This is a genomic window from Syntrophomonas zehnderi OL-4, from assembly GCF_000983115.1.
Lineage (GTDB): Bacteria > Bacillota > Syntrophomonadia > Syntrophomonadales > Syntrophomonadaceae > Syntrophomonas_B > Syntrophomonas_B zehnderi.
Genome location: NZ_CGIH01000052.1, coordinates 1 through 20,553, shown reverse-complemented (window position 1 = coordinate 20,553; position 20,553 = coordinate 1). Strand labels below are relative to the sequence as shown.

Sequence of the window (20,553 nt, the reverse complement as noted above, 5' to 3'; positions counted from 1 at the left end):
GTGAGGAAAGATGGCCAACGAAAAAAGAGTGCTGCTCGAATATGCTGATCAAATCGACCCTAGAAAAGCAGAAGACTATATAAAAGTCGGGGGCTATAAGGGGTTGGAAAAGGCCCGCTCCATGAACCGCCGAGATTTAATAGAAGAAGTAAAAAAGTCCGGCTTGCGTGGTCGAGGTGGAGCAGGTTTTAATGCCGGCATGAAATGGAGTTTTGTTCCGCAATATGCGGATACAAAATATGTCGTCTGCAATTTCGATGAAGGCGAACCTGGAACCTATAAAGATCGAATAATATGCGAAAAAAACGCCCAGGCACTGCTGGAAGGAATGGCAATCTGCGCAACCGCGATAGACTCTAAGCAAGGCTATATTTACTGTCGTGGGGAATATCCGTTTATGGTCAAATTGTTAAATGACGCGGTTCAAAGTGCTAAAGCCAGCGGGGCGTTAGGTGATTTTGATATAGAAATAAGAATGGGAGCTGGGGCCTACGTCTGCGGTGAAGAAACGGCTTTGATCGAATCAATAGAAGGTCATCGCGGTGAACCCAGATTTAAACCTCCTTTTCCGGGGGTGTCCGGACTGTGGTCACAACCAACAGTCGTAAATAACGTAGAGACTTTTGCCTGTTTGCCGTATATACTAACCAACGGTGCAGATTGGTTTGCCGGAATCGGTGCTGCCAGTTACCCGGGTACCAAAGTTATTACCCTAACCGGAGATATTGAGAACCCCACCTACTTTGAAGTTCCTACCGATTACCTCTTGCGGGATGTAATCTACAAGTTAGGCGGCGGCATAAAAGACGGCAAAAAATTCAAAGCAGTTCAGGTAGGCGGAACATCCGGTGCTTTTATTCCTGAACAAAACCTTGATACCCCGATAGATTTTGATTCCATGGCCGCCATCGGTGCTTCCCTGGGTTCAGGGGCAGTCTTGGTTCTGGACGAATCCCGGGATATCGTTGATGTCGTAACCCGGATAAGCAAGTTCTTTGAGCATGAATCCTGCGGAAAATGTAACCCCTGCCGGGAAGGTACCTGGCGCTGCCGGGAGATAATGGAAAGGATAAATGCCGGCAAAGCCTGCCCGGAAGATATCGAGAAACTGACGGTCTTATCCCGGGTAATGAAGAACGCAGCCCTGTGTGGGTTGGGGCAGGCGGCTCCGATTCCTATTGACTCAACCCTAAAATATTTTAAACAGGAATACAGCTGTAAGCTAATCACTCTATGAGGAAAGGAGGAAATAAATCATGCTAAATCTAACTATTAATGGTCAAGCCATTCAGGTACCCCGGGGTACGATGTTACTGGATGCCTGTCAGATGGCAGGAGCAGATGTGCCAACTTTTTGTTATGATCCGCAACTGCACCTGGCTGGCTCCTGCCGTATGTGTGTCGTAGAAGTACAGGGGCGGCACAACCTGCAGGCTTCCTGTGTTACCCCCTGTGTGGATAACATGGTGGTAGATACAGAAAGCCCTGCTACGGTTGAAGCCAGAAAAATCATTTTGGAATTATTATTGGCACGACATAATATTAATTGTCACGTTTGTGAAAAAACTGGCGAATGCAAATTGCAGGATTATTGCTATCGCTACGGTGTGGATGATTCGCGTTTTGCGGGAGAAAAAGGCCATTTTACCAGCGAAGATCCTAATCCCTTTATCGAACGGGACTATGACAAATGCATAATGTGCACCCGTTGCGTAAGGGCCTGTGATGAGATTACCGGAGCGCAGGCGATAAGCGTAAAAGACCGCGGGCATCATGCCAAAATTTCTACCGTATTTGATGGAAAACTGGCTGATTCTACCTGTGTTTTCTGCGGTCAGTGTATTATGGTCTGTCCAGTCGGCGCTCTGAGTAGCAAGGTATCCATGAATAAGGGCCGGGCCTATCAATGCGAAAAGGTACTTACCACCTGTACTTATTGCGGAACCGGCTGCACCCTGGAACTCAATGTCAAAGATAACCAGGTAGTGGGAGTCAGTTCCAACCGGGATCCGGTTTACAGCCCGGTTAATCAGGGAGCTTTATGCGTGAAGGGACGCTTTGGCTGGGATTTCATTCATTCCGAGGATAGATTAACTACTCCTTTGATTAAGGAAAACGGTCAATTTCGGGCAGCCAGTTGGGAAGAAGCCCTGGATTTGGCGGCCAGCAAGTTAAAAAGTATCAAGACGGAGTATGGACCTGACTCGATTGCTTTGTTTAGTTCAGCCCGGGTTACTAATGAGGAAAACTATCTGGCTCAGAAAATGATGCGAGCGGCTATTGGTACCAATAATGTTGATCATTGCGCCCGTCTCTGACACTCCGTTACTGTCGCCGGTCTGGGGGCAGCATTCGGCAGTGGTGCAATGACGAATTCAATCGATGAACTGGAGAAAGATGCTACTGCTATCTTCCTTATCGGAACCAATACTACCGAAAATCACCCGATAATTGGCTATAAAATCAGGAAGAACGTCCGTGAAAACGGAGCTAAACTGATTGTAGCTGATCCCCGCCGCATAGAGCTGGCGGAAATAGCCGATGTCTATATGCAGTTTAGGCCTGGTACAGACGTGGCCCTGCTCAATGGGATGATGAACGTTATTATCAACGAAGGTTTACTCGATCAGAAGTTCATCACTGAACGCACCGAAGCTTTTGAAGATATGAAACAGATTGTGGAAAAATATACTCCGGAAGTGGTTGCCGCAATAACCGGAGTACCGGCTGCTGACATCAGGAAGGCCGCCCGTATTTATGCGGAAGCTGAAGCCGGATCAATCTGCTATGCTATGGGCTTGACCCAGCACCACACTGGAACCGATAATGTCAAGTCAGTCTGTAATCTGGCTATGCTTACCGGCCATCTAGGCAGACCAGGCACAGGTGTTAATCCCCTGCGCGGACAGAATAATGTCCAGGGAGCCTGTGACATGGGGGCGCTGCCGGTATCCTATCCCGCCTATCAAGCCGTAAGTGCAGATGCCAACCGGGAGAAGTTTGAAAAGGCCTGGGGGGTCAAACTGTCACCCCATAACGGTCTGACACTTACTGCGGCCATCAATAAAGCCTATCAGGGCGAACTAAAAGCCTTGTATGTGTTGGGGGAAAATCCCATGATCAGCGACCCTGATCAGCACCACGTGGAAGAGGCTCTGGACAATCTGGAATTTTTAATTGTTCAGGATATTTTTCTTTCCGAAACGGCTCAAAAAGCTGATCTTATTTTGCCGGGAGTAAGTTGGGCGGAAAAAGACGGTACTTTCTCCAATACGGAAAGAAGGGTTCAAAGGGTACGCCAGGCAATCATTCCGCCCGCAAATTCGCGCCAGGATTGGCAAATACTCATGGATTTAACCAACCGTCTGGGTTATTCCATGGATTACGGTTCCCCGCAGGATATTTTTGAGGAAATCCGTACTGTGGCTCCTTCCTACGCAGGTATCAGCTATGCACGTATTGAGCGTACAGGTTTGCACTGGCCCTGCCCTAATGAAGAACATCCGGGCACACCTATATTACATATAGGAAAATTTAGCCGCGGTCAGGGGCTTTTCCATCCCGTAGAGTTCAAGGAACCCTTTGAACTGCCGGATGAAGAATATCCTTTAATCCTGAGCACCGGACGCAGCCTGTTCCATTACCACACCGGCACCATGACCCGCCGGACTCAGGCTCTGGATGCCCACCAGCCGACCAACGAAGTCCAGGTTAACCATCATACCGCCGCAGCTCTGGGGATTCAGGACGGCGAAATGGTAAGACTCAGTACTCGCCGGGGCAGTATCGAACTTAAGGCTAAACTAACTGACATATTAAATGAGAAGGTTGTATTTACTTTTTTCCATTTCAGCGAAGCGGCCGCCAACATCCTGACCCACGCCGAAGTATTGGATCCGGTTGCCGGTATACCTGAATATAAAGTCTGTGCAGCCCGTCTAGAAAAGATCGTATAAAGTATCGTATACAACCATGAAAATGGAAATTTTAAAATTGAGAGGGGAAATAATAAATGAATTTTCTTACACCTGCTGAAATAGCGGTGGCAGTATGCAATGCCGGTAAAGCTAAAGCCGAAATGGCATTAGGCAAATTAATAATGTTAGGCATCCTGGCCGGGGTATATATCGGATTTGGAGCCAACCTGGCAACCAAGATAGGAGCAGCCACCGATGCCGGTTCATCAGCGAATGTATTTTTATTTGGCGCCGTCTTCTCGGTCGGCCTGATGCTGGTCGTAATCGCCGGGGCAGAACTTTTTACCGGCAACAACATGGCCTGTATGGCCGCCGTTTTAAACGGTAAAGCCACTTGGGGCGGCCTCTTTTATAACTGGGTAGTCGTCTACTTTGCTAACTTTGCCGGCTCCTTGTTACTCGTATATATTATTTTTGCAGGTATGTACTGGTGTACTAAAGATGCTACCGGCGCGCTGGCTATTTCCGGCATGGGTGCCAAGGCGGTAGGAATAGCCCAGGGCAAAATGTCTTTGACTTGGAGTGCTGCTTTCTTCCGTGGTATCTGCTGTAACTGGCTGGTGTGCCTGGCTGTGTGGATGGCATTCGCCTCCAAAGATGTGGTAGGCAAAATCTTTGGCATCTTCTTCCCCATCATGGCTTTCGTGTCCAGCGGATTTGAGCACTGCGTGGCCAATATGTTCTTTATTCCCATGGGCCTTACCATTGCCAACGCAGCTCCCCAAGCCACTGCAACAGCTATGAAAATGACACCTGATGCGGTTGCCCAATTTTTCACCTACGGCAACTTTATTAATGCCAACCTGATCCCGGTTACCCTGGGGAACATCGTTGGCGGAGCTATTTTCGTTGGTATGGCCTACTGGTTTGTTTATCTGAGAGATCCTGCGGCCAAGGTTGCTCAGGATAAAGGCGTTAAAGCCTAAAATGATTAGCGCCGGCCAATATTTATAAGCTGCCTTTCCTGATTAAATCCCTGGTCTTAGCCCCGCGGGGCGAGACTGGGGATTTTCTTGCTGCCCCCCTCCTCACAATTCATTTATTTCATTTTTGGAAAGCCGTTTTATTAGCTTATAATAGTATCTATAGTACAATTATTTTATTCTTGACAGCAGGTTTAAAGCGTGACACCCATTACTGCAGATTATTCTGCTATATTCAATTAAGGGAGGAAAAACTATGAGTGATAAAGCCTTAGTTCTATTGTCAGGCGGGTTGGACAGTACTACCTTACTTTCTTTAGCCATTAATTCCCTGGGTTCAAAAAATGTAAGCACCCTATCTATCCTGTACGGGCAAAAACACGATCGCGAGGTTACGGCTGCGCGGGCAATAGCTGATTATTATAACTGTAAGCACCAGGTGTATACATTGCCCAACTTGTTTCAAGGTTATGGCTCCACCCTGATCGATGCCGATAAGGAAAACCCGGAGCTTAGCTACCAGGAGATATCTGAATCCTACGGTGTGTCCCCAACCTATGTACCGTTTCGCAACGGCACTCTTTTGTCGATAGCCACGGCTCAGGCGTTAATAGATGGTGTTAATTATATTTATTACGGCACCCACTCCGAAGATGCCCGGGGGTTTGCATATCCCGACTGTACTCCGGAGTTCAACGGGGCTATGGCCAATGCCATTTATGTCGGCACCTATCATAAGGTACGTCTTTTAACCCCCCTGCAATGGCTAACTAAAAGAGAAGTGGTGGAATTGTCCCAGAGTTTAAATACCCCTATTCATCTCACCTACAGTTGTTATAGCGGGCGGGAAATGCACTGCGGCAAATGTCCCACCTGTGTTAGCCGGATACAGGCGTTTAAACAAGCCGGGCTAATAGATCCGGTTCCTTACGAAATGCCGATTGACTGGGAGGAATAATTATGAGGCAGGTTTCCATAACCAAGATTTTTACCTTTGACTCAGCCCACAAATTGATTGATTATAATGGCCCCTGTGCGCAGATCCATGGACATACCTACAGACTGGAGGTAACTGTCTGCGGACCGTTGGCCCCGGATATGATCATTGATTTCTACGATATAAAAAAAATCGTGGAAAACATCGTTTTAAGCAAAGTCGATCATCAATTTTTAAATGATGTTGTCCCCTTCAATCCCACCGTAGAAAACATGGTGGTCTGGATGGCCGACCTTCTGGAACCAGCTTTTGCAGAACCGGTTAAACTGGAAAAGATCAGGCTGTGGGAGAATCAGAGTTCCTATGCCGAGGTAACCTGGTAATGTATCCGGTAATAGAGATATTTGGACCCACCATCCAAGGGGAAGGAATCTGGCAGGGTAGCCGCACCATGTTTGTAAGACTGGCCGGGTGTGATTATCGTTGCCGCTGGTGTGATACCAGTTATGCTTTGGAAACGGCGGCGGCCAAACGTTTAACCCCTCAGGAAATTGTCAGTCAGCTTAAGATACTGGCTTCCTATTGCAAAACCGTAACCCTGACCGGCGGGAATCCCTGTGTGCACATGCTGGAGCCACTGATTACAACGTTGCGGGCGGAGGATTATGAAATTCATCTGGAAACCCAAGGCTCCCTCTGGCAGGATAGCCTGAAAATGGTTGATATGATAAATCTCTCACCCAAAGCACCCAGCTCAGGTATGCAGCAAAACCAATCAACCCTGGCTGAGTTCGTTAGTCAAGCCAGGAGTTTGCAATTAAAAATAATAATCCTTACCGATGCGGATTACGCTTACGCCCGCGAACTGCACCAACAGTATCCAGATATCCCCATGGTATTGCAGGTGTGCAACGAACCCGGTCAAGACAACTACGAAAGCCTTATGAGTAAATACCGGGCTTTGGTAAACAAGCTAACCCTGGACAGCAGTATAAGCGACAATGTGCGAGCATTACCCCAGCTGCACGTTCTGGCTTGGGGCAACCGCCCCGGCGTATAGATGTTGCTTTTCAAGCTCCAGTAACTTCTTTTTTACTTCCAGGCCGCCAGCGTAACCTGCCAGACTTCCGTCCGCAGCAATTACCCGGTGGCAGGGGGTTACGATCATAATGGGATTTCTATGGTTGGCCATGCCCACGGCCCGGGCGGCATTGGGCCTCCCTATCATCTGGGCAATCTGCTTATAACTGCGCGTTTCACCGTAGGGTATATTGCGCAGAGCTTCCCAGACACTTTTTTGAAATTCCGTTCCTGCGGCTGTGAACGCAAAATCAAATGTCTGGCGTTGTCCTGCCAAGTACTCCTCCAGTTGCCGAATGGCTTTTTTCTGCAGGGGTGTTTCCTGAACCATGGAATATAAACCAGAGTATGATTGGCGGAATATTAATAACCAAGCATACGCATAAGATAACTTTCGTTAAAATTGCTCCCTTAAAACGAGGCAGTATAAGTATAAGTAATATTAGGCCCAATGCCTCACTGAGATAACCCCAGTACTGCACTTCAGATTCTAAAATCCCATACCATTCATGGGCATAACTATATACAAGTAGAATGGAACCAATTGACAATAGAGCTAATTTTTGGTATGCACGACATACAGAAAAAATGTATGCCGTGGTGCCCTAATGGTGCCCGGAACTGCTAAAAACATATAAAAAGCAGCGTGGAGCTATAAAAGGATACGTCGTAAAGCTCCATTTCGCTGCTTTTCTTTTTGGTGGCCTTTTTCGGCTTTTCCGTCGTGGGCTTCCAGCTTCATCTAATTCGTCCAGTTTTGCTATTTTAATTTGTTAATTTTTCCAAAAAAGTTATTGACACATAAATCTACGCGACGTAAACTAATATTTAACTACATAATGTTGATCGTGAAAGAAGGAGGCGATATTGTGCATGTTGCTGAACCATAACGTAAAATACTACTCGCTTATAGTGATAGGCGGAACATCGAAAGGGGAGTTAAGATGATTGAAGGTTTAAAAAGTAAAAAACGGATTCGCATGTTTGCCATTGCCATGGCGTTGACCTTTTTATTGACAGGGGCAGTTGCGGCCTATGCGGCGTCAGGAGGAGTAGTTATCATTGATGGTGAGCCTAAGGAAGTACCTCAAAAGATGATGCCGGGTTCGGTCATCATATATGATAACCAGCTTCAGCCAAAAGTAATTAAAGGCGGTTATATTGAAAATGAGACTCAACAAAACGTAGAGACAGAAGATTCCATAAAAGATTCCATTCTGAACTGTTTGAAGCCGGTTCCCATAACAGATGATATGACTGCGGCTGAAAAAGAACTTGCAGAATGGGAAAATCGATTGGTCAGTGGTCTTAAAGAACAAATAGTACCTGAAACACTTACTAAAAAACCATTCCAGCCAACAATATATCCGGAAATGAAAGTTGTTTATGACGAGATTACGGGTGATATCAATAATATATATTATCCCGATGCGGACGATCCTTCCGGTTATTCCATTCACAATATTCCCACCGACAGCAATCAATAAATAACCAGAGCCGCTCCTGTCTATGGACAACCTTATGGAGCACACAATAACGTAATTACTTATCAATCGGGAGATGACAGTTTTTTGGGTGTAGGCAGAGCAACATATTTTACCGGTTCTACAGGTAATAGGGACAATACATTGAAGAACGGCGATTGTGCTACACAAATCAATCTTGATTATTCAAAAGTAGGCGATAAAGATGTAAGCATCAGAAATCTTAACACTAATCGTGTCTTTACTTTTTATCAAGCTAGTGTCGGCGGTCTACCTGATGCATGTATTGACATCTGGGGATTAAGTAATCTCCGAAACTTTGCGGAGAATCAATCTGTTACATCTGTCTATCAGGTTAGATATTACCACAAACGTTTTTCTGACCAAAGCAGACCGTATTAAACCATATACAATACATCAGATAGCTGCGGAGCATGGTTGACATTATATAACATGTTCCGCAGCCTAATATAAAGAAAGTGAATAAAACCATGTTAAAAAAAATAATGAAATTGAGCTTAATAATTATTGTCTGCTTAGCAATAATCTTTAGTATCGTACAAGGCATTAAATCTATGAATGTAAACGGCAAGCATAATTCGGCCATTAAACCTCCCGGGGAATATCTTCAAATTATTGGAACACGCTACGTAAATCTTAAAGATGACAGCGAGGGCGATGAAATCATCTTTTATTTATATTCCATAGCGGATCATAAAATAATTGAAACCCATAACCTTGGGCAGGTTGCTCTATATCCGGCGGCTGCTATGGATGATAAGAACCAAAAGATTTATTACTCAGGGAGCAATAATAAGCTTTTTGATAATCTGTTTGTTTATGATATAAAAAGTGGCAAGTCCGAGCAGATAACTAATGATAAGATGCTGTTTAATGACCTATTATTCGTAAAGGAGAAGTTGCTTGGTACCATAGCACCACAAGGTAAAACAGTTCTTCAACCGGCTATTATAGATCCCGTACATCACGATATTAGATATTATAATCAATCTGATGACGATACCTGGTTCCATTCGTTCTCATATAGCCCGATGACCAATAAATTACTCTGTTTAACCTGTTCCGATAAAGAAATGCGCAGTCCAAAAGTGCGGGAAGAGACATTCATTCGTCCCAAAAAAATACTCTTGATGAATCCGGACTTTTCGGAAGCCAATGTGATATATGAAACAGATGCGTTTGAGATAAGACAGACCCGGCAGATCGATAAAGATCACATTCTGATGATAACAAACGATAGTATGATCAGTAGCGGAAATAGGCGAATCCAGATTTTAACCATCAGCAGCGGTAAGCTTGCCCCATTTTATGTTGAAGGATTACTGGAATCCCAGTCCATTCATCCTGGATACGATGAGGAGCATTTATACATACTCGGCAGAAATTCACATAATCAGTTCAGCCTTTACGACTACAACATCAAAACAAAAAAACTGGATGATCTGCTTGCCGGATATTCATTTCCTGAAGGTCACAAAACGATCGTAGACTTCACCTTATTTGTATATGAGACACAATAAATTCGACCCATTCTCCATTTGAAAACAATTCAGATTTAAAATTCTGGGAGTGTGTGTTCATTTTAGATGCGGGCTTTGTTTCGCCATAAAATACTGCACTGTGAGAAGCGGAAAATTTTTTTCAAAAAACATTGACATATGGAGCACATCATGATGTACATTAATATCAAACTACATTGTATAAATCAATCGAGGAGGTTTTCATGAACAAGATGCAGCGAATGTCAGATTCAGAAAAACAGATTATGGAATTCATATGGGTAGCCGGACACCCCGTTACTACCAGAGAGATCATTGCTAATTTGCCGGAAGATAATAACTGGAAGCAAAGCACGGTCATTACGTTTTTAGCCAGGCTAATGGAAAAAGGAATTCTCAAGGCAACAAGAATTAGCAAGGCAAATTATTACGAACCGTGTATAACGGAACAGGAATACCGAAATTTTGAAACCAAGCAGTTTATCGCCGACGTTCATAAAGGTTCGGTATTGGGGTTTATAAATTCCTTATGTGATAATGGCGACTTAACGAAAGAAGACATTGAAAAGCTTATGAAGCGCCTAAAGAAGTAGGTGATTGTATGTTCTTAGACCTTTACAATCAGATATTGATTATGGCGATTGTAGGCGGAGGGCTATACCTTATCCTGAAGCTTTTAAGCGTAGTGACACTAAAATATTTTACCGCAGCTTGGCATTATTTCTCCTACTTGTTTTTGAGTACATTTTTCCTAATCCCTTATTATGCCTTGTTATCCAGGTTTGATTTGCATTTTATCCCAGACGTTGATGAATGGGTATTGCTTTCCAAAACGCTATTAAATCCATCTTCTCCTATTAACTCTGCTGCCGAGAAGATTCCAGCAATACCTGGAGAGAGTTATATAACCTATTCTTACCTTGAATTGCTCCCTTATCTTTTAATGGCCGGGACAGTGATCTTCACATTGATTATTATTGTTCAGAATTATAGGCTAAATCAGCGTATTTTCAGAGCGTGCCGGTTAGCGGATGATAAAGAGATTTTGGAGACATTTGCAAAGTGCAAACAGGAATTAGGGATAGGAAAAGAGATACCGGTATACATTTCCGCTTATATAAACACACCATTTCTCAGTGGTATCCTCAAACCCCGTATTGTATTGCCGAACATCGAATTGCAAGCAGAAGAATTACGCTATGTTTTTCTTCATGAGCTGACCCACTGGAAGAACCATGATGCATGGCTAAAATCCTTAATGCTCTTAATCAATGTCATTCATTGGTTCAACCCTTTGGCTTACCTGGCTAGACGTGACATTGACCGTTTGGGGGAGGCGTTCTGTGACGAAAGCGTTACCCGTTCCATGAATCAGGAGGAGAGGAGGCGATACTGCGAATTAATTTTAAGTGTACTCTGGCATGTTGCCGAGCCAAATAACATATGTTCCGCTTTCAGTGACAAGCGGGACATCGAAAGGAGGATCTCTATGATAATGAAAGCTGAAAAGAGTAAAAAATGGGTTCGCATGTTGGCAGTCGCAGTGACGTTGGCACTTGCGGTGACGGGGACAGCCGCGGCATATGCTGCAACGGCTGGAGGTGCGGAGAGTATACTGGATTCCTCAGCGCCGTTTAACACAGATGCTTTAAGTGGCGCAAACACAGGTACCTTAGTGACGGAAGCGGATGGGTTAGCCCCCGCACAATCGGAAGTATTACCAGAATCAGAGGTTTATTCGGTTTCTAAAGACAATGTTCCTATGGGAACGGTTACTTGGGCTGATACAACAATCCCCTACAATTATGAGATGAGATTTATTTCGTCAGCATCCGGTGGTTATTTCATAATAAGAAGCGGTATTACAGCAACTTTTAAGTTTAGCATAAAAGGCGGCAGCAGTGAAAACGTCCGGGTCGCTTTTAAAAACAGGAGTGGCAACACAACTGTTTTGTTTGAAGGTTCAGCAAGTTCAAAAACTGTATCTTATACACCGTCTCAAGATATCGAGGGAAACTTTTTTGTTTGGAATAAGGGAGTGGCTGATATTACCCTTACCAATATATCTTTAAGTTATTAAGTTTAGAGAGTTCAAAACATCCCTGCTCGTTGAGAACGATTTTGCAGCCCGTTGGCTGCGGGAACATTCTTTGCGGCTGCCTGTGCCAATATACAGCAAAGCGACCGTATTAAAGCCCCGTTGACCTATGGCGTATTTCGGCCCGTTGTACTCTTACCCAAAACAACGGACTGGACGAATGAAACAAAGCTGCAGTATATCCTTACCCATGAGTTTACTCATATCCGGCGCTTTGATGCGCTGACCAAATTGGTGCTGGCTGTCGCATTATGCGTACACGGGTTCAATCCTTTTATATGGGTAATGTATGTACTGGCAAACCGTGATATAGAATTAGCCTGTGATGAAGCGGTGGTGCGGATATTCGAAGAAACCATGAAATCTGCCTATGCCTCTATGCTGGTCTGCATGGAAGAAACAAAGAGTGGGTTAACCCCTCTTGTAAACAATTTCAAAAAAAACGCTATTGAAGAAAGGATAGTGTCGATTATGAAAATCAAAAAATACTCCCGGGATTTTGACAGCTCAAGGGAAATCGTTGATCTTGGCAGAATGGCTGCTTTAGAAAAAATAGCCGAGATAAAAGCAAAGATTAATGAATTCAAACCAAATTAGCGGGTATTGACACTACTTTTGGTTTATGCATATTACGTGTTTTTAGAACTGCAGGTTCAGTTTTTTCAGGACCACCGATACGCAGTAAAGAAACCACCTGTTCACGTATACCGTCCTGAATAAAGGTACCTAAGAGAAAATCTCCCTCATACACGGAAACATAACTTTGCCTGTTGACCACCTGCATTCCCGGGACGCTCCAATCTACCTCACAGATTTGTCCGGATTTATGTTCTGTGTTTATCTTATTTAGACATACCTTCCTTTGAAAATATATGCAGATCAGAGAGGTATACTTTTTGTTCCATTGCTTTAAGTTTAGCTTCATTAGCGTCTTTTATCGCGGGTGAATGCCACATGAGGAATTTATTACAGAGCTTTACTTCAGTACAATCTCCATATTCCTCAGCAAAGATTACGGTTTTGGCATCCTTCCTGGAATAAACCCTCACCTTGGAACCGCCTCTCCAGCCAACGAAATCTGGGCTTATCTGTGGGAAATCATAATAACCCCATCTTGATCGGTCAATAATCTTTATTTTTGGTGTTTTCTCTGATTCATAAATTGATAGCAGCTTTAAGCCAGGATCTGTGGTACTAAACCCGGTAAACACGATGCTTGTTCCATCCGTATCGATATATCCGGGATGTTGACCCGGGGTAATGATTTTGTGAATTGAATGGTCTTTAAGATCATTGAAAATGATCTCCGAATATTTCATTTGCTCATCCGGCTCCAGCCAGGCGATAAAGTCTTTGCCTATGATCGGCTCGGCAGCATTCTCACGAAAGAGAGTGGCCTTTTGACTAACGAAGTCATAACGCATAATTCTATACTTTGGCTTATTATTATCCCTTTCGCTGGTTGACCATAGTAAGTAATCATTGCCAAGCGCAATCATTTCATAAGAAATACCAGATAGCAACCCTATTTTTTCACTTACCACCATAGTTTTCTTATTCCTCCGGTCATACACCAGTACCCTCGGTGAACCTGCTACAAAATTAGTATCTTCTGTCCATGCCAGGTAATTATCGTTGAATTTAAAAAAGATTATATTATAATTATCCTTGGCGGTATAAAGACTCTGGGTTTTACCGGTATATAAATCGCATGCTATCAGTTCTCCTGGCTTCCCGTTATTACTAGGAGCAAAACCGAAGATTTCACCTTTATCAGAAATGGCCAACTCATACCATGGCCTGCCATCGGGAAGCTGCGCTATTATGGTTTTAATCTGTGTTTCCTTAAAAAGTTCTTTATAGGGAACATCAGAGTTACCATCAGTTTCACCGCTATCAATCTTACTAATTTGCGCTGTAATTTGATGGTTACCAGGTTGTTGCTTGGAGTGTTCACAACCAGCAAGTGGTATCATTAAGAAAATGGCTAAAAAGATATAAATCCTTTTCATTTTCATTTACTATCCCCTGTCTCCTACCTTTTTACTATTTATCATCTATAGAAACTGAATATTACATTGCTAAGAGGAGGCAAATAAAATATGCCAACTGCCTCCTCTTACTAGATGATTTATTTGATCACCAGATAATACCTCTGCCATTAACTATCCCAGCCAATGTGGTATAATTCATGGAAGAGCTTGCTGGAACGTTTCCACTCCACGAGATATCCGAACATCCCGCTACCGAGTCTTTATACAGAATGTCCGTGCCGGAGTTTTGATATCCGTATATTGCAAACCAGTGGTATATTGTACGGTTCGTTGGGTGGCCTACAAGATGGTTGCTGCCAGATACTTCGTAAGCATCACCCGCTGTTCCATAATTGTTGTCAATATCCCAAATTACCTTCTCTTGAAAACCAGAAGCCGTTACCGTAGTACCATAGGGTATATAATTGTTAGTGTTACAGTAACTGTTTAAGGTATCTTCCATAGGGTATCCACTTCCCTCGACCCCGTCATACCAGGGAGTACCTTGAGTAGTACAATGTAATGGCGTTGCCAAATCAGACTGAGAATACGAAGTGAAGGTCTTGGCACGAATGATTTCAGCTGCTGTTGCTGGACCACAGTAATAACTATTATCTTGTATCATCTGCCAAAAAGGGATTATTACGTTTTGCTCTGATGCTAGCGGTTGAATATTGTTCAATTTAATGCTTGGGTTCCTAAAAGGTAATGCAGCCGAAACAGCTTTGATTATATCTTCACTAGCACCAAGATCTTTTAGTTTGGATAAATATTCTTCCTTTTGGACTAATCCTTGTTTGTATTGAAAGTGCAATTCGGCCATCTTGGATTTTTTTTCCTGGAATTGTTTTAGACTATCTGATATAGGATAGCTCATAATGTTCTTACCATCTATCGTTTTTACAAAGACGCCGCCAACACTTCCATCAGGTTCAACCAACTTTTCATTTGCGATTGATTGAGGTATCATTAGTACCATAATCAGGGCACTTGTGAGTAGTATTCCCAACAATTGTCTCCTAATCATACAAATCTACCTCCTTCATAGTCTGTGAAATGCATATCATAGAGAAAAAGTAACACCACCCACCTTTCCTGGAACTCACATCACAAAATTCCCCAAGAGGTATAAAACTCATATACCTACAATTTTGCGCAGTGGCTGTGCCTGGGGTAAGTACCTATAGTTTCGGATACCTTCATGATAACCCCTTTATATTACAATAGATAGGAATTTGCTTTTTCCAGATCAGTATACCACAAGTTGGTAAATAATGGTTAGGCATACTTGAGAAAGGGAATGGGGTCTAAATTTCATGATATTGTGGAATGTATAGGCGGTGAGGGAAGGACATCTTGCCAATTCCATCAAATTTGCAACAGCTTTCATAAACTCATCCAGAATTCGGGCATGGTTAGACAAACTATATTAATTTCGCTATCCTGCAGTGGTAATAATCAACATAGTATCAGTCTGATTTATCTAAAGTTCAGCCGGTATAACACGATCCCGGAACGCTCTGAACCTGCCGGTACGCAAATTCTATGTCCGGGGAAGAAATGGGCGGCGGATCATGGTTTTTCATCACCGCACAGATTCAGATGTATCAATATCTTCTTGACGATAGCCAGATCTTCGATAATAGATATAATTCGCATGTGACCACTGCATTTAGGACAAAGTAATGGATCCGTTTGATAAATCTTTTGAATCAAACGAGCCCAGTTCCTGCGTAGTTCCTTTTTTGTAATATCGGAATCAACCGGCGTCGGCGTTTCAATATCAATATCAGTTTTTTTGCGCATTCCCCGTGACTTGTTGGAATAGTATCCGTAATACCTGACCAGCTGTTCCCCTTTATTGGGAATATGGGTGACAAGTCTGGCCAGCCAGTCCAGGGCCGTAAAGCTTTCCCGAACATTGCTGTTTTTCCCTTTGTAGATTACTCGGGCTAGGCCGTCGGGTACTGCCGATGAAGGTATATAGATCAATCTTTCCTGCGAGAGGGGGGCTCTTATAATATATTGGGCCAGTTTCTCCAGACCTCCCCGCTCCCCCGGACTGATGGCGGGTCCGCAATATATATTAAAGCCGCTGTGATGCCAGTTCATCATATTCTCAATAATGTCGTCGTCTATCTTCCCCGCCTTTTCCGACGTCCATGGATGGACTAGTGCAGCGGTGCCACGGATGGCAAAGAGCTGCCAGCATTCTGAATACTTCCAGGCGAAACAAGTCTATGAGGCTTGAAGCATCCGGTGCAATCCCTATCATAAATTCTCCATCCCTGGTAAAACAACCGTCTGTGGCTATGATGTGCAAGTGCGGGTTGAAGTTTAAAAAATCCCCAAAGGTCTGCACGGCTATTACAGCACCTGGTTCAGGGTCATCTAAAGAAACCCCCTGTTTAAGGTAAAGCGATAAGACCTTCCAGGCGCACCGGCTTAATTCGGACAGCAGGCTGCGATCATACATAAAATAGCGCCGTAGCCTTTTAGGAATGCAAAGACCCATTGGCGGTGGGGCACTTGTTTGAGTACTTCTGTATGCAGGAATTCGCCAAATTCGATAATTGAATTAAATAGAGCACTTTGTTGCTTCCAAGACAAAATCATACTCCCATTTCATTTATAATAGTAAATGCGGGGAAGCAAGAGAACCGTCCCCTTGCTTCTGCCCTTGCTTCTGTATAGTTGCCCACGCTTTAATCCAATCAGACCTCTTAACCCAATGGCCGCTATAGTCACGCAAATCGACCGTCAAAGGTATTTTTTGTTGGTTGATATTGTCCTCGATGATAAGATCAACGGTTTTATTGCCGTCGTATAATCTGAAAGTCCAGAATGAGTAATTATTATTATGGGGATTATGTCCAAACCCCATTCCCGGTCCACCTTTTACATAAACCTTTACCTGTTCATATAGGTTACGGGTGTATTTCCCGTCCGGACTGGTATCAGTGACACTGCCATTTACAGTCATTTCCCGACGAAAGGGTTCATTTAGTAGTAACCTAGGAACCAGTGATACTTGTTCAATGTTAATTGTTATATCCTGGAGTTGCACCGTCTTGTTGATAGGGAATACCTTAACAATACTATGCAGGTAAAATGAATAACCATAGTATACTGCGGTAATAATGGCCGCTATGCTCAATAAAGCGATTAATTTGTTTCTCGACATATATGACAACCCCCTAATATTTTTGCATCCGCAATTTTACACCGTTGAATCGTCACTTGTGAAACTGCCCAACCATTTCCCCGTTTATTTCTAGATTAATGTTGCCCCTCCATCAACAACGAATGTTGTAGCGGTCACATTTGTAATTAAAAATAGTTCCCGGCAGGCGGCAGGTATTTTTTTCTTTTGTTACACCAGGATGTCCTTCACGTGAAAAAGCTTATGCTCTCTGCGTGTTACACCTAAAACAACGCCTCCAATTGTCTGAAATTCCTCTATCTGGCAGAGATGCATAGCCCGCACGGCATAAACCCAGCCTCTTCAGCTTCTATTTCAGATTTAAACCATATCTCCTTTGCCCATTCAATTTCTTTAGCATTAATACAATCAGGAAGGTGATACTTATGAGCATCCATATCGCCGACATATTTGCCTTGTGAAGCAGCCGGCAGTGGTGACGGAGATCCAGCTGGCTTCATGATAGGAGAAAGAATGCTTACCCTATGTAATGTACTATCCCAATTTACTTGATAATTGAAAGCTTCGGCGAAAAAGCGCAGTGGAATCAGCGAATGTCCGTTAACTATTTGTGGTGCAACATCCAGTATTACTGCGTTATTATTGTGGTAAGCCGTGCAATTATCTATCTGCAAGCAAACCGTTGTGACACCGTCCGTTGCGTTTACTGTACGGGTTTGATCATCCCAGCTTATATCGATGTCCATTGCCTCCGCAATAGCTTGGGTAGCTATCAGTGTACGGCCATTCTGAATAATTGGCAAAACATCGGATTCTAAAGCAAAACCGTTCACAAATACGGAAACAGGTTCCTGGGCCGGGGTAATTAAGGGGTAAATGACAATCATGGTTAGAACCAGGAATATTACTGATAATATTCTTTTCATTAAAAACACCTCCAGAAGGTCTTGATATTTTATGCTCATGAAGCTTAAACCCACCCCCGGTCTAGTCGGAGGTGGGTTTAATGATAACCAGGTTGAATTACCAATTTAATATAATGGATGAATAGTCTAACCCATCATTTCCTCTAGCGCCATTATAGCAATCTGCATAAGTAATGTTTCCGAGTCCAACTAAATCATAAGCTTCCGTATACAATACCATTCTAAATTGATACACATGTCCGGCCTTAAGGGTTACGGTTCCTCCTTCGTCATGAGCACGGTTTATTGTTGTAACCTGGTTTTGTATATACCAGTCCTCATATTGCACAACTAATTCATCATCAGTTTCATCGTAAATCTCAGCCCAAACTGCTACCTGTGAACCAGTGAGATAAGCGGTCTGATACAAACTACCTTTAACCCAACCATCAAAATCTACTCTACAACTATCTTGAGTCAGTCCGTCATTTGCTTGAATTGAGACTCTATTACCAACCCATGCCCAAGATGTTCCTCTGGTGTTCTGGGTTACCATATCTACATCAATAGCTGCATCAGCATATCCTCCAGAAGTTGTCCCCCAAGTATACTGACAATCAGGAGTTCCGTTTACTACAGTGTAATATGCTGATCCATAATCTGCACTAGTATATGTCTTATCTGTTCCAATTTTAAGACTGCTTGTACGCATAAGTTTAGTTAAAGATTGTTTTTCTTTTTTAAATTGCCGCGTAATTTGTGTAGATACATTTTTCATAAGAGTTTCCATATTCGGGTAAATAAAACCTTTATCAATAATTTGGATAGACATAGTATCTTGATCGATAGTTGATTCACTCGCTATTGCCCCCGTACCTAAGCTAGATAAGAAAAACAGACTCAATACAAAACAAATTACAGTCTTTTTCATTATCAAACCTCCATTTTAATAAATAGATTCCAAGTAATTTCCTAATACCTATATGAATTAGGTTTCCAATAAGTTTTAAATCCTTACCCCGACCACAATACTCACCATAATAATTACTTTTCCGTTTAACATGGCTTATTTTACTCCGGAATCCTGGGCTGATACCAGTGGAACAGACAAGCGGGCTGTACTCCGGCACTGGCTACGAATAGCAAAAACATAGATACCACGCTTAATATTTTGGATTTCATCATTATTTCCATCTCCTTCCATTTAATAATGATTCTTTGGTCATATATATATTACACAGGAGCTGAAAGTCAAGGCTTTTGAGGCGAAAGGGTCAGATTCCGGCTTGAAAGGGTTTTGTTGTAGCTACGAATTACTCAAGAATAAAAAACGACTGGGGTAAAAAGATTACTTTTTGTCATCATATAATACTTTTTATTTCTGCTGAAGCTTTGTTCTCAGCAGTCTTTCGTGTTTTCGACTAAGCGGAATTCTATCATCGGTGTCCAATATAATCTGGTAAGTACGGCCTGAAGGAATAATTTCTTTAATATGCCTTAGGTTTACCAGATAACTGCGATGGCAACGGAAGAAGTCATATGACTGCAGTCTGACCTCGAAAGCATGTATATCTTCCCGGGTGGCATAATTTCTGTTTGAAGTCTTAATAATAATTCCGCTATCGCGGGTCTCGACATATAAAATATGGCTGGGTTTGAGAAAGAGCATCTGCTCTTTTGTCTTAACTGGAATGGCTGCTTCGGATTGGTCTGAGTGAGATTTTTCTGCCAGTTTTTTTACGGTTTTCTTTATTCTTTCCTCATCATAGGGCTTAAGAATATAGTCAAACGAATATAGCTCAAACGCCTCTAAAGCATAGTCGGGATGTGCGGTAGCAAAAACCAGCGACAATTGTTTATATTTTTTCGCAAGGATATCAGCCAGTTCCATACCGTTCATTTCCGGCATATCAATATCCACAAACACTACCTGGTATTCATTTATTGCAGCCTTTTCTAAAGCCTCTTTGCCACTGCTGGCCACATCAGTTATTACTCCCGGCACTTCTTTAATAATGGATGCGAGCAAAGAACCGGTAACCGGCTCATCATCTACAATTAAAATTCTCATAGCTTTAACCTTTTGGAAAATCCAAAATCCAGTCTATAAAGTGAATAAAACCGTAACCGGCAGGGGAAACGGTGAAGGCCTGGGCCATTATGCCTACTGCCATGGGCAAAACCAAGGTGTTTAAGACTTCCAGGCGGCTAAAAATTATTAGTATTAACCCGTAGGCAACCATTATTGCTACCGACCACTTTTTAAATTTTTCACGCTCGGCTTCGTTGTTTATAGGTTTGTTTTCTGTTTCACCGGGAGCATATTTGAATATTATGGCCAAAGATATAAAAAAGAGCAGTCCTACAATGACGCTTATTACCGGCGGTGATAAAACTGCGTTAAATGAATATACGCCCCACCCCAACAAGAGA

23 protein-coding genes are annotated in these 20,553 nt (G+C 43.0%); 12 read left to right on the top strand and 11 right to left on the bottom strand.

The genetic code is table 11. From position 1 onward, the window contains the following. Positions 1-10 precede the first annotated feature (10 nt). The 6 genes from nuoF (at position 11) to queE (ending at position 6,897) form a co-directional block, all read left to right on the top strand. The gene (gene nuoF, locus AAV90_RS13440) at positions 11-1,237 is read left to right on the top strand and encodes an NADH-quinone oxidoreductase subunit NuoF (RefSeq protein ID WP_046500058.1); all 1,227 of its coding nucleotides are present in this window, start codon (positions 11-13) and stop codon (positions 1,235-1,237) included. 19 nt (positions 1,238-1,256) lie between these two features. Continuing rightward, positions 1,257-3,956: a formate dehydrogenase subunit alpha gene (fdhF, locus tag AAV90_RS14700; RefSeq protein ID WP_084691619.1), complete on the top strand. Its 2,700-nt coding sequence runs from the start codon at positions 1,257-1,259 to the stop codon at positions 3,954-3,956. Positions 3,957-4,012: 56 nt separating this feature from the next. Then, the gene (locus AAV90_RS13425) at positions 4,013-4,903 is read left to right on the top strand and encodes a formate/nitrite transporter family protein (protein ID WP_046500053.1); all 891 of its coding nucleotides are present in this window, start codon (positions 4,013-4,015) and stop codon (positions 4,901-4,903) included. A 253-nt stretch (positions 4,904-5,156) separates the two neighbouring features. Further along, entirely contained in the window at positions 5,157-5,858 is a 702-nt protein-coding gene (queC, locus tag AAV90_RS13420) for a 7-cyano-7-deazaguanine synthase QueC (protein WP_046500051.1), read from the top strand. A 2-nt stretch (positions 5,859-5,860) separates the two neighbouring features. After that, positions 5,861-6,220: a 6-carboxytetrahydropterin synthase QueD gene (gene queD / locus AAV90_RS13415; RefSeq protein WP_046500049.1), complete on the top strand. Its 360-nt coding sequence runs from the start codon at positions 5,861-5,863 to the stop codon at positions 6,218-6,220. After that, positions 6,220-6,897, top strand: a complete 678-nt coding sequence (gene queE, locus AAV90_RS13410) for a 7-carboxy-7-deazaguanine synthase QueE (protein ID WP_046500047.1) — start codon at positions 6,220-6,222, stop codon at positions 6,895-6,897. Before queD ends, queE begins: the two co-directional genes overlap by 1 nt. Here queE and AAV90_RS13405 read toward each other — a convergent pair. Next, positions 6,850-7,248 (bottom strand): methylated-DNA--[protein]-cysteine S-methyltransferase, encoded by a 399-nt coding sequence (locus AAV90_RS13405; protein ID WP_052729812.1) that lies wholly within the window; start codon positions 7,246-7,248, stop codon positions 6,850-6,852. The two genes, queE and AAV90_RS13405, sit on opposite strands and share 48 nt — an antisense overlap. 613 nt (positions 7,249-7,861) lie before the next feature. Between AAV90_RS13405 and AAV90_RS14275 the strand changes: the two genes are divergently transcribed. The 6 genes from AAV90_RS14275 (at position 7,862) to AAV90_RS13380 (ending at position 12,616) form a co-directional block, all read left to right on the top strand. After that, complete coding sequence (locus AAV90_RS14275) at positions 7,862-8,404, top strand: hypothetical protein (protein WP_052729811.1); 543 nt, start codon at positions 7,862-7,864, stop codon at positions 8,402-8,404. An 84-nt stretch (positions 8,405-8,488) separates the two neighbouring features. Next, positions 8,489-8,803, top strand: coding sequence for a hypothetical protein (locus tag AAV90_RS14270; protein WP_052729810.1), 315 nt, complete (start codon positions 8,489-8,491; stop codon positions 8,801-8,803). A 104-nt stretch (positions 8,804-8,907) separates the two neighbouring features. Beyond that, positions 8,908-9,942, top strand: coding sequence for a hypothetical protein (locus tag AAV90_RS13395; RefSeq protein ID WP_207642075.1), 1,035 nt, complete (start codon positions 8,908-8,910; stop codon positions 9,940-9,942). 203 nt (positions 9,943-10,145) lie between these two features. After that, positions 10,146-10,514 (top strand): BlaI/MecI/CopY family transcriptional regulator, encoded by a 369-nt coding sequence (locus tag AAV90_RS13390; RefSeq protein WP_046500041.1) that lies wholly within the window; start codon positions 10,146-10,148, stop codon positions 10,512-10,514. An 8-nt stretch (positions 10,515-10,522) separates the two neighbouring features. Further along, entirely contained in the window at positions 10,523-12,001 is a 1,479-nt protein-coding gene (locus AAV90_RS13385; RefSeq protein WP_046500039.1) for a M56 family metallopeptidase, read from the top strand. A 51-nt stretch (positions 12,002-12,052) separates the two neighbouring features. Then, positions 12,053-12,616 (top strand): M56 family metallopeptidase, encoded by a 564-nt coding sequence (locus AAV90_RS13380; RefSeq protein WP_046500037.1) that lies wholly within the window; start codon positions 12,053-12,055, stop codon positions 12,614-12,616. 245 nt (positions 12,617-12,861) lie between these two features. Here AAV90_RS13380 and AAV90_RS13370 read toward each other — a convergent pair whose 3' ends face one another. The 10 genes from AAV90_RS13370 to AAV90_RS13335 all read right to left on the bottom strand — a co-directional run. Then, entirely contained in the window at positions 12,862-14,037 is a 1,176-nt protein-coding gene (locus AAV90_RS13370) for a hypothetical protein (protein ID WP_046500033.1), read from the bottom strand. A 121-nt stretch (positions 14,038-14,158) separates the two neighbouring features. Beyond that, the gene (locus tag AAV90_RS14265; RefSeq protein WP_052729809.1) at positions 14,159-15,079 is read right to left on the bottom strand and encodes a cysteine peptidase family C39 domain-containing protein; all 921 of its coding nucleotides are present in this window, start codon (positions 15,077-15,079) and stop codon (positions 14,159-14,161) included. 545 nt (positions 15,080-15,624) lie between these two features. Beyond that, positions 15,625-16,167: a transposase gene (locus AAV90_RS15545; RefSeq protein WP_242847581.1), complete on the bottom strand. Its 543-nt coding sequence runs from the start codon at positions 16,165-16,167 to the stop codon at positions 15,625-15,627. Positions 16,168-16,171: 4 nt separating this feature from the next. Then, positions 16,172-16,528, bottom strand: coding sequence for a transposase (locus AAV90_RS15540; protein ID WP_052729807.1), 357 nt, complete (start codon positions 16,526-16,528; stop codon positions 16,172-16,174). Positions 16,529-16,681: 153 nt separating this feature from the next. Next, positions 16,682-17,236: a hypothetical protein gene (locus tag AAV90_RS13355; RefSeq protein WP_046500031.1), complete on the bottom strand. Its 555-nt coding sequence runs from the start codon at positions 17,234-17,236 to the stop codon at positions 16,682-16,684. Positions 17,237-17,511: 275 nt separating this feature from the next. Then, positions 17,512-18,141, bottom strand: coding sequence for a copper amine oxidase N-terminal domain-containing protein (locus tag AAV90_RS13350; RefSeq protein ID WP_198142866.1), 630 nt, complete (start codon positions 18,139-18,141; stop codon positions 17,512-17,514). A gap of 97 nt (positions 18,142-18,238) precedes the next feature. Continuing rightward, complete coding sequence (locus tag AAV90_RS13345) at positions 18,239-19,051, bottom strand: hypothetical protein (protein ID WP_046500029.1); 813 nt, start codon at positions 19,049-19,051, stop codon at positions 18,239-18,241. 140 nt (positions 19,052-19,191) lie between these two features. Continuing rightward, a complete protein-coding gene (locus AAV90_RS14575; RefSeq protein ID WP_076982668.1) occupies positions 19,192-19,305 on the bottom strand; it encodes a cyclic lactone autoinducer peptide in 114 nt (37 codons plus the stop codon). A 190-nt stretch (positions 19,306-19,495) separates the two neighbouring features. Beyond that, a complete protein-coding gene (locus AAV90_RS13340; protein ID WP_046500027.1) occupies positions 19,496-20,191 on the bottom strand; it encodes a LytR/AlgR family response regulator transcription factor in 696 nt (231 codons plus the stop codon). Between the two features lie 4 nt (positions 20,192-20,195). After that, on the bottom strand, positions 20,196-20,553 hold a 358-nt coding region (locus tag AAV90_RS13335), incomplete at its 5' end, for an accessory gene regulator B family protein (RefSeq protein WP_046500025.1).

What these genes read in the sequence shown, in the direction of transcription:
- nuoF (WP_046500058.1), top strand. Translation starts at nt 11, where the DNA reads ATGGCCAACGAAAAAAGAGTGCTGCTCGAATATGCTGATCAAATCGAC.
- AAV90_RS13425 (WP_046500053.1), top strand. Translation starts at nt 4,013, where the DNA reads ATGAATTTTCTTACACCTGCTGAAATAGCGGTGGCAGTATGCAATGCC.
- queC (WP_046500051.1), top strand. Translation starts at nt 5,157, where the DNA reads ATGAGTGATAAAGCCTTAGTTCTATTGTCAGGCGGGTTGGACAGTACT.
- queD (WP_046500049.1), top strand. Translation starts at nt 5,861, where the DNA reads ATGAGGCAGGTTTCCATAACCAAGATTTTTACCTTTGACTCAGCCCAC.
- queE (WP_046500047.1), top strand. Translation starts at nt 6,220, where the DNA reads ATGTATCCGGTAATAGAGATATTTGGACCCACCATCCAAGGGGAAGGA.
- AAV90_RS13405 (WP_052729812.1), bottom strand. Translation starts at nt 7,248, where the DNA reads ATGGTTCAGGAAACACCCCTGCAGAAAAAAGCCATTCGGCAACTGGAG.
- AAV90_RS14275 (WP_052729811.1), top strand. Translation starts at nt 7,862, where the DNA reads ATGATTGAAGGTTTAAAAAGTAAAAAACGGATTCGCATGTTTGCCATT.
- AAV90_RS13395 (WP_207642075.1), top strand. Translation starts at nt 8,908, where the DNA reads ATGAAATTGAGCTTAATAATTATTGTCTGCTTAGCAATAATCTTTAGT.
- AAV90_RS13390 (WP_046500041.1), top strand. Translation starts at nt 10,146, where the DNA reads ATGAACAAGATGCAGCGAATGTCAGATTCAGAAAAACAGATTATGGAA.
- AAV90_RS13385 (WP_046500039.1), top strand. Translation starts at nt 10,523, where the DNA reads ATGTTCTTAGACCTTTACAATCAGATATTGATTATGGCGATTGTAGGC.
- AAV90_RS13370 (WP_046500033.1), bottom strand. Translation starts at nt 14,037, where the DNA reads ATGAAAATGAAAAGGATTTATATCTTTTTAGCCATTTTCTTAATGATA.
- AAV90_RS14265 (WP_052729809.1), bottom strand. Translation starts at nt 15,079, where the DNA reads ATGATTAGGAGACAATTGTTGGGAATACTACTCACAAGTGCCCTGATT.
- AAV90_RS15545 (WP_242847581.1), bottom strand. Translation starts at nt 16,167, where the DNA reads ATGATGAACTGGCATCACAGCGGCTTTAATATATATTGCGGACCCGCC.
- AAV90_RS15540 (WP_052729807.1), bottom strand. Translation starts at nt 16,528, where the DNA reads ATGTATGATCGCAGCCTGCTGTCCGAATTAAGCCGGTGCGCCTGGAAG.
- AAV90_RS13355 (WP_046500031.1), bottom strand. Translation starts at nt 17,236, where the DNA reads ATGTCGAGAAACAAATTAATCGCTTTATTGAGCATAGCGGCCATTATT.
- AAV90_RS13350 (WP_198142866.1), bottom strand. Translation starts at nt 18,141, where the DNA reads ATGAAAAGAATATTATCAGTAATATTCCTGGTTCTAACCATGATTGTC.
- AAV90_RS13345 (WP_046500029.1), bottom strand. Translation starts at nt 19,051, where the DNA reads ATGAAAAAGACTGTAATTTGTTTTGTATTGAGTCTGTTTTTCTTATCT.
- AAV90_RS14575 (WP_076982668.1), bottom strand. Translation starts at nt 19,305, where the DNA reads ATGATGAAATCCAAAATATTAAGCGTGGTATCTATGTTTTTGCTATTC.
- AAV90_RS13340 (WP_046500027.1), bottom strand. Translation starts at nt 20,191, where the DNA reads ATGAGAATTTTAATTGTAGATGATGAGCCGGTTACCGGTTCTTTGCTC.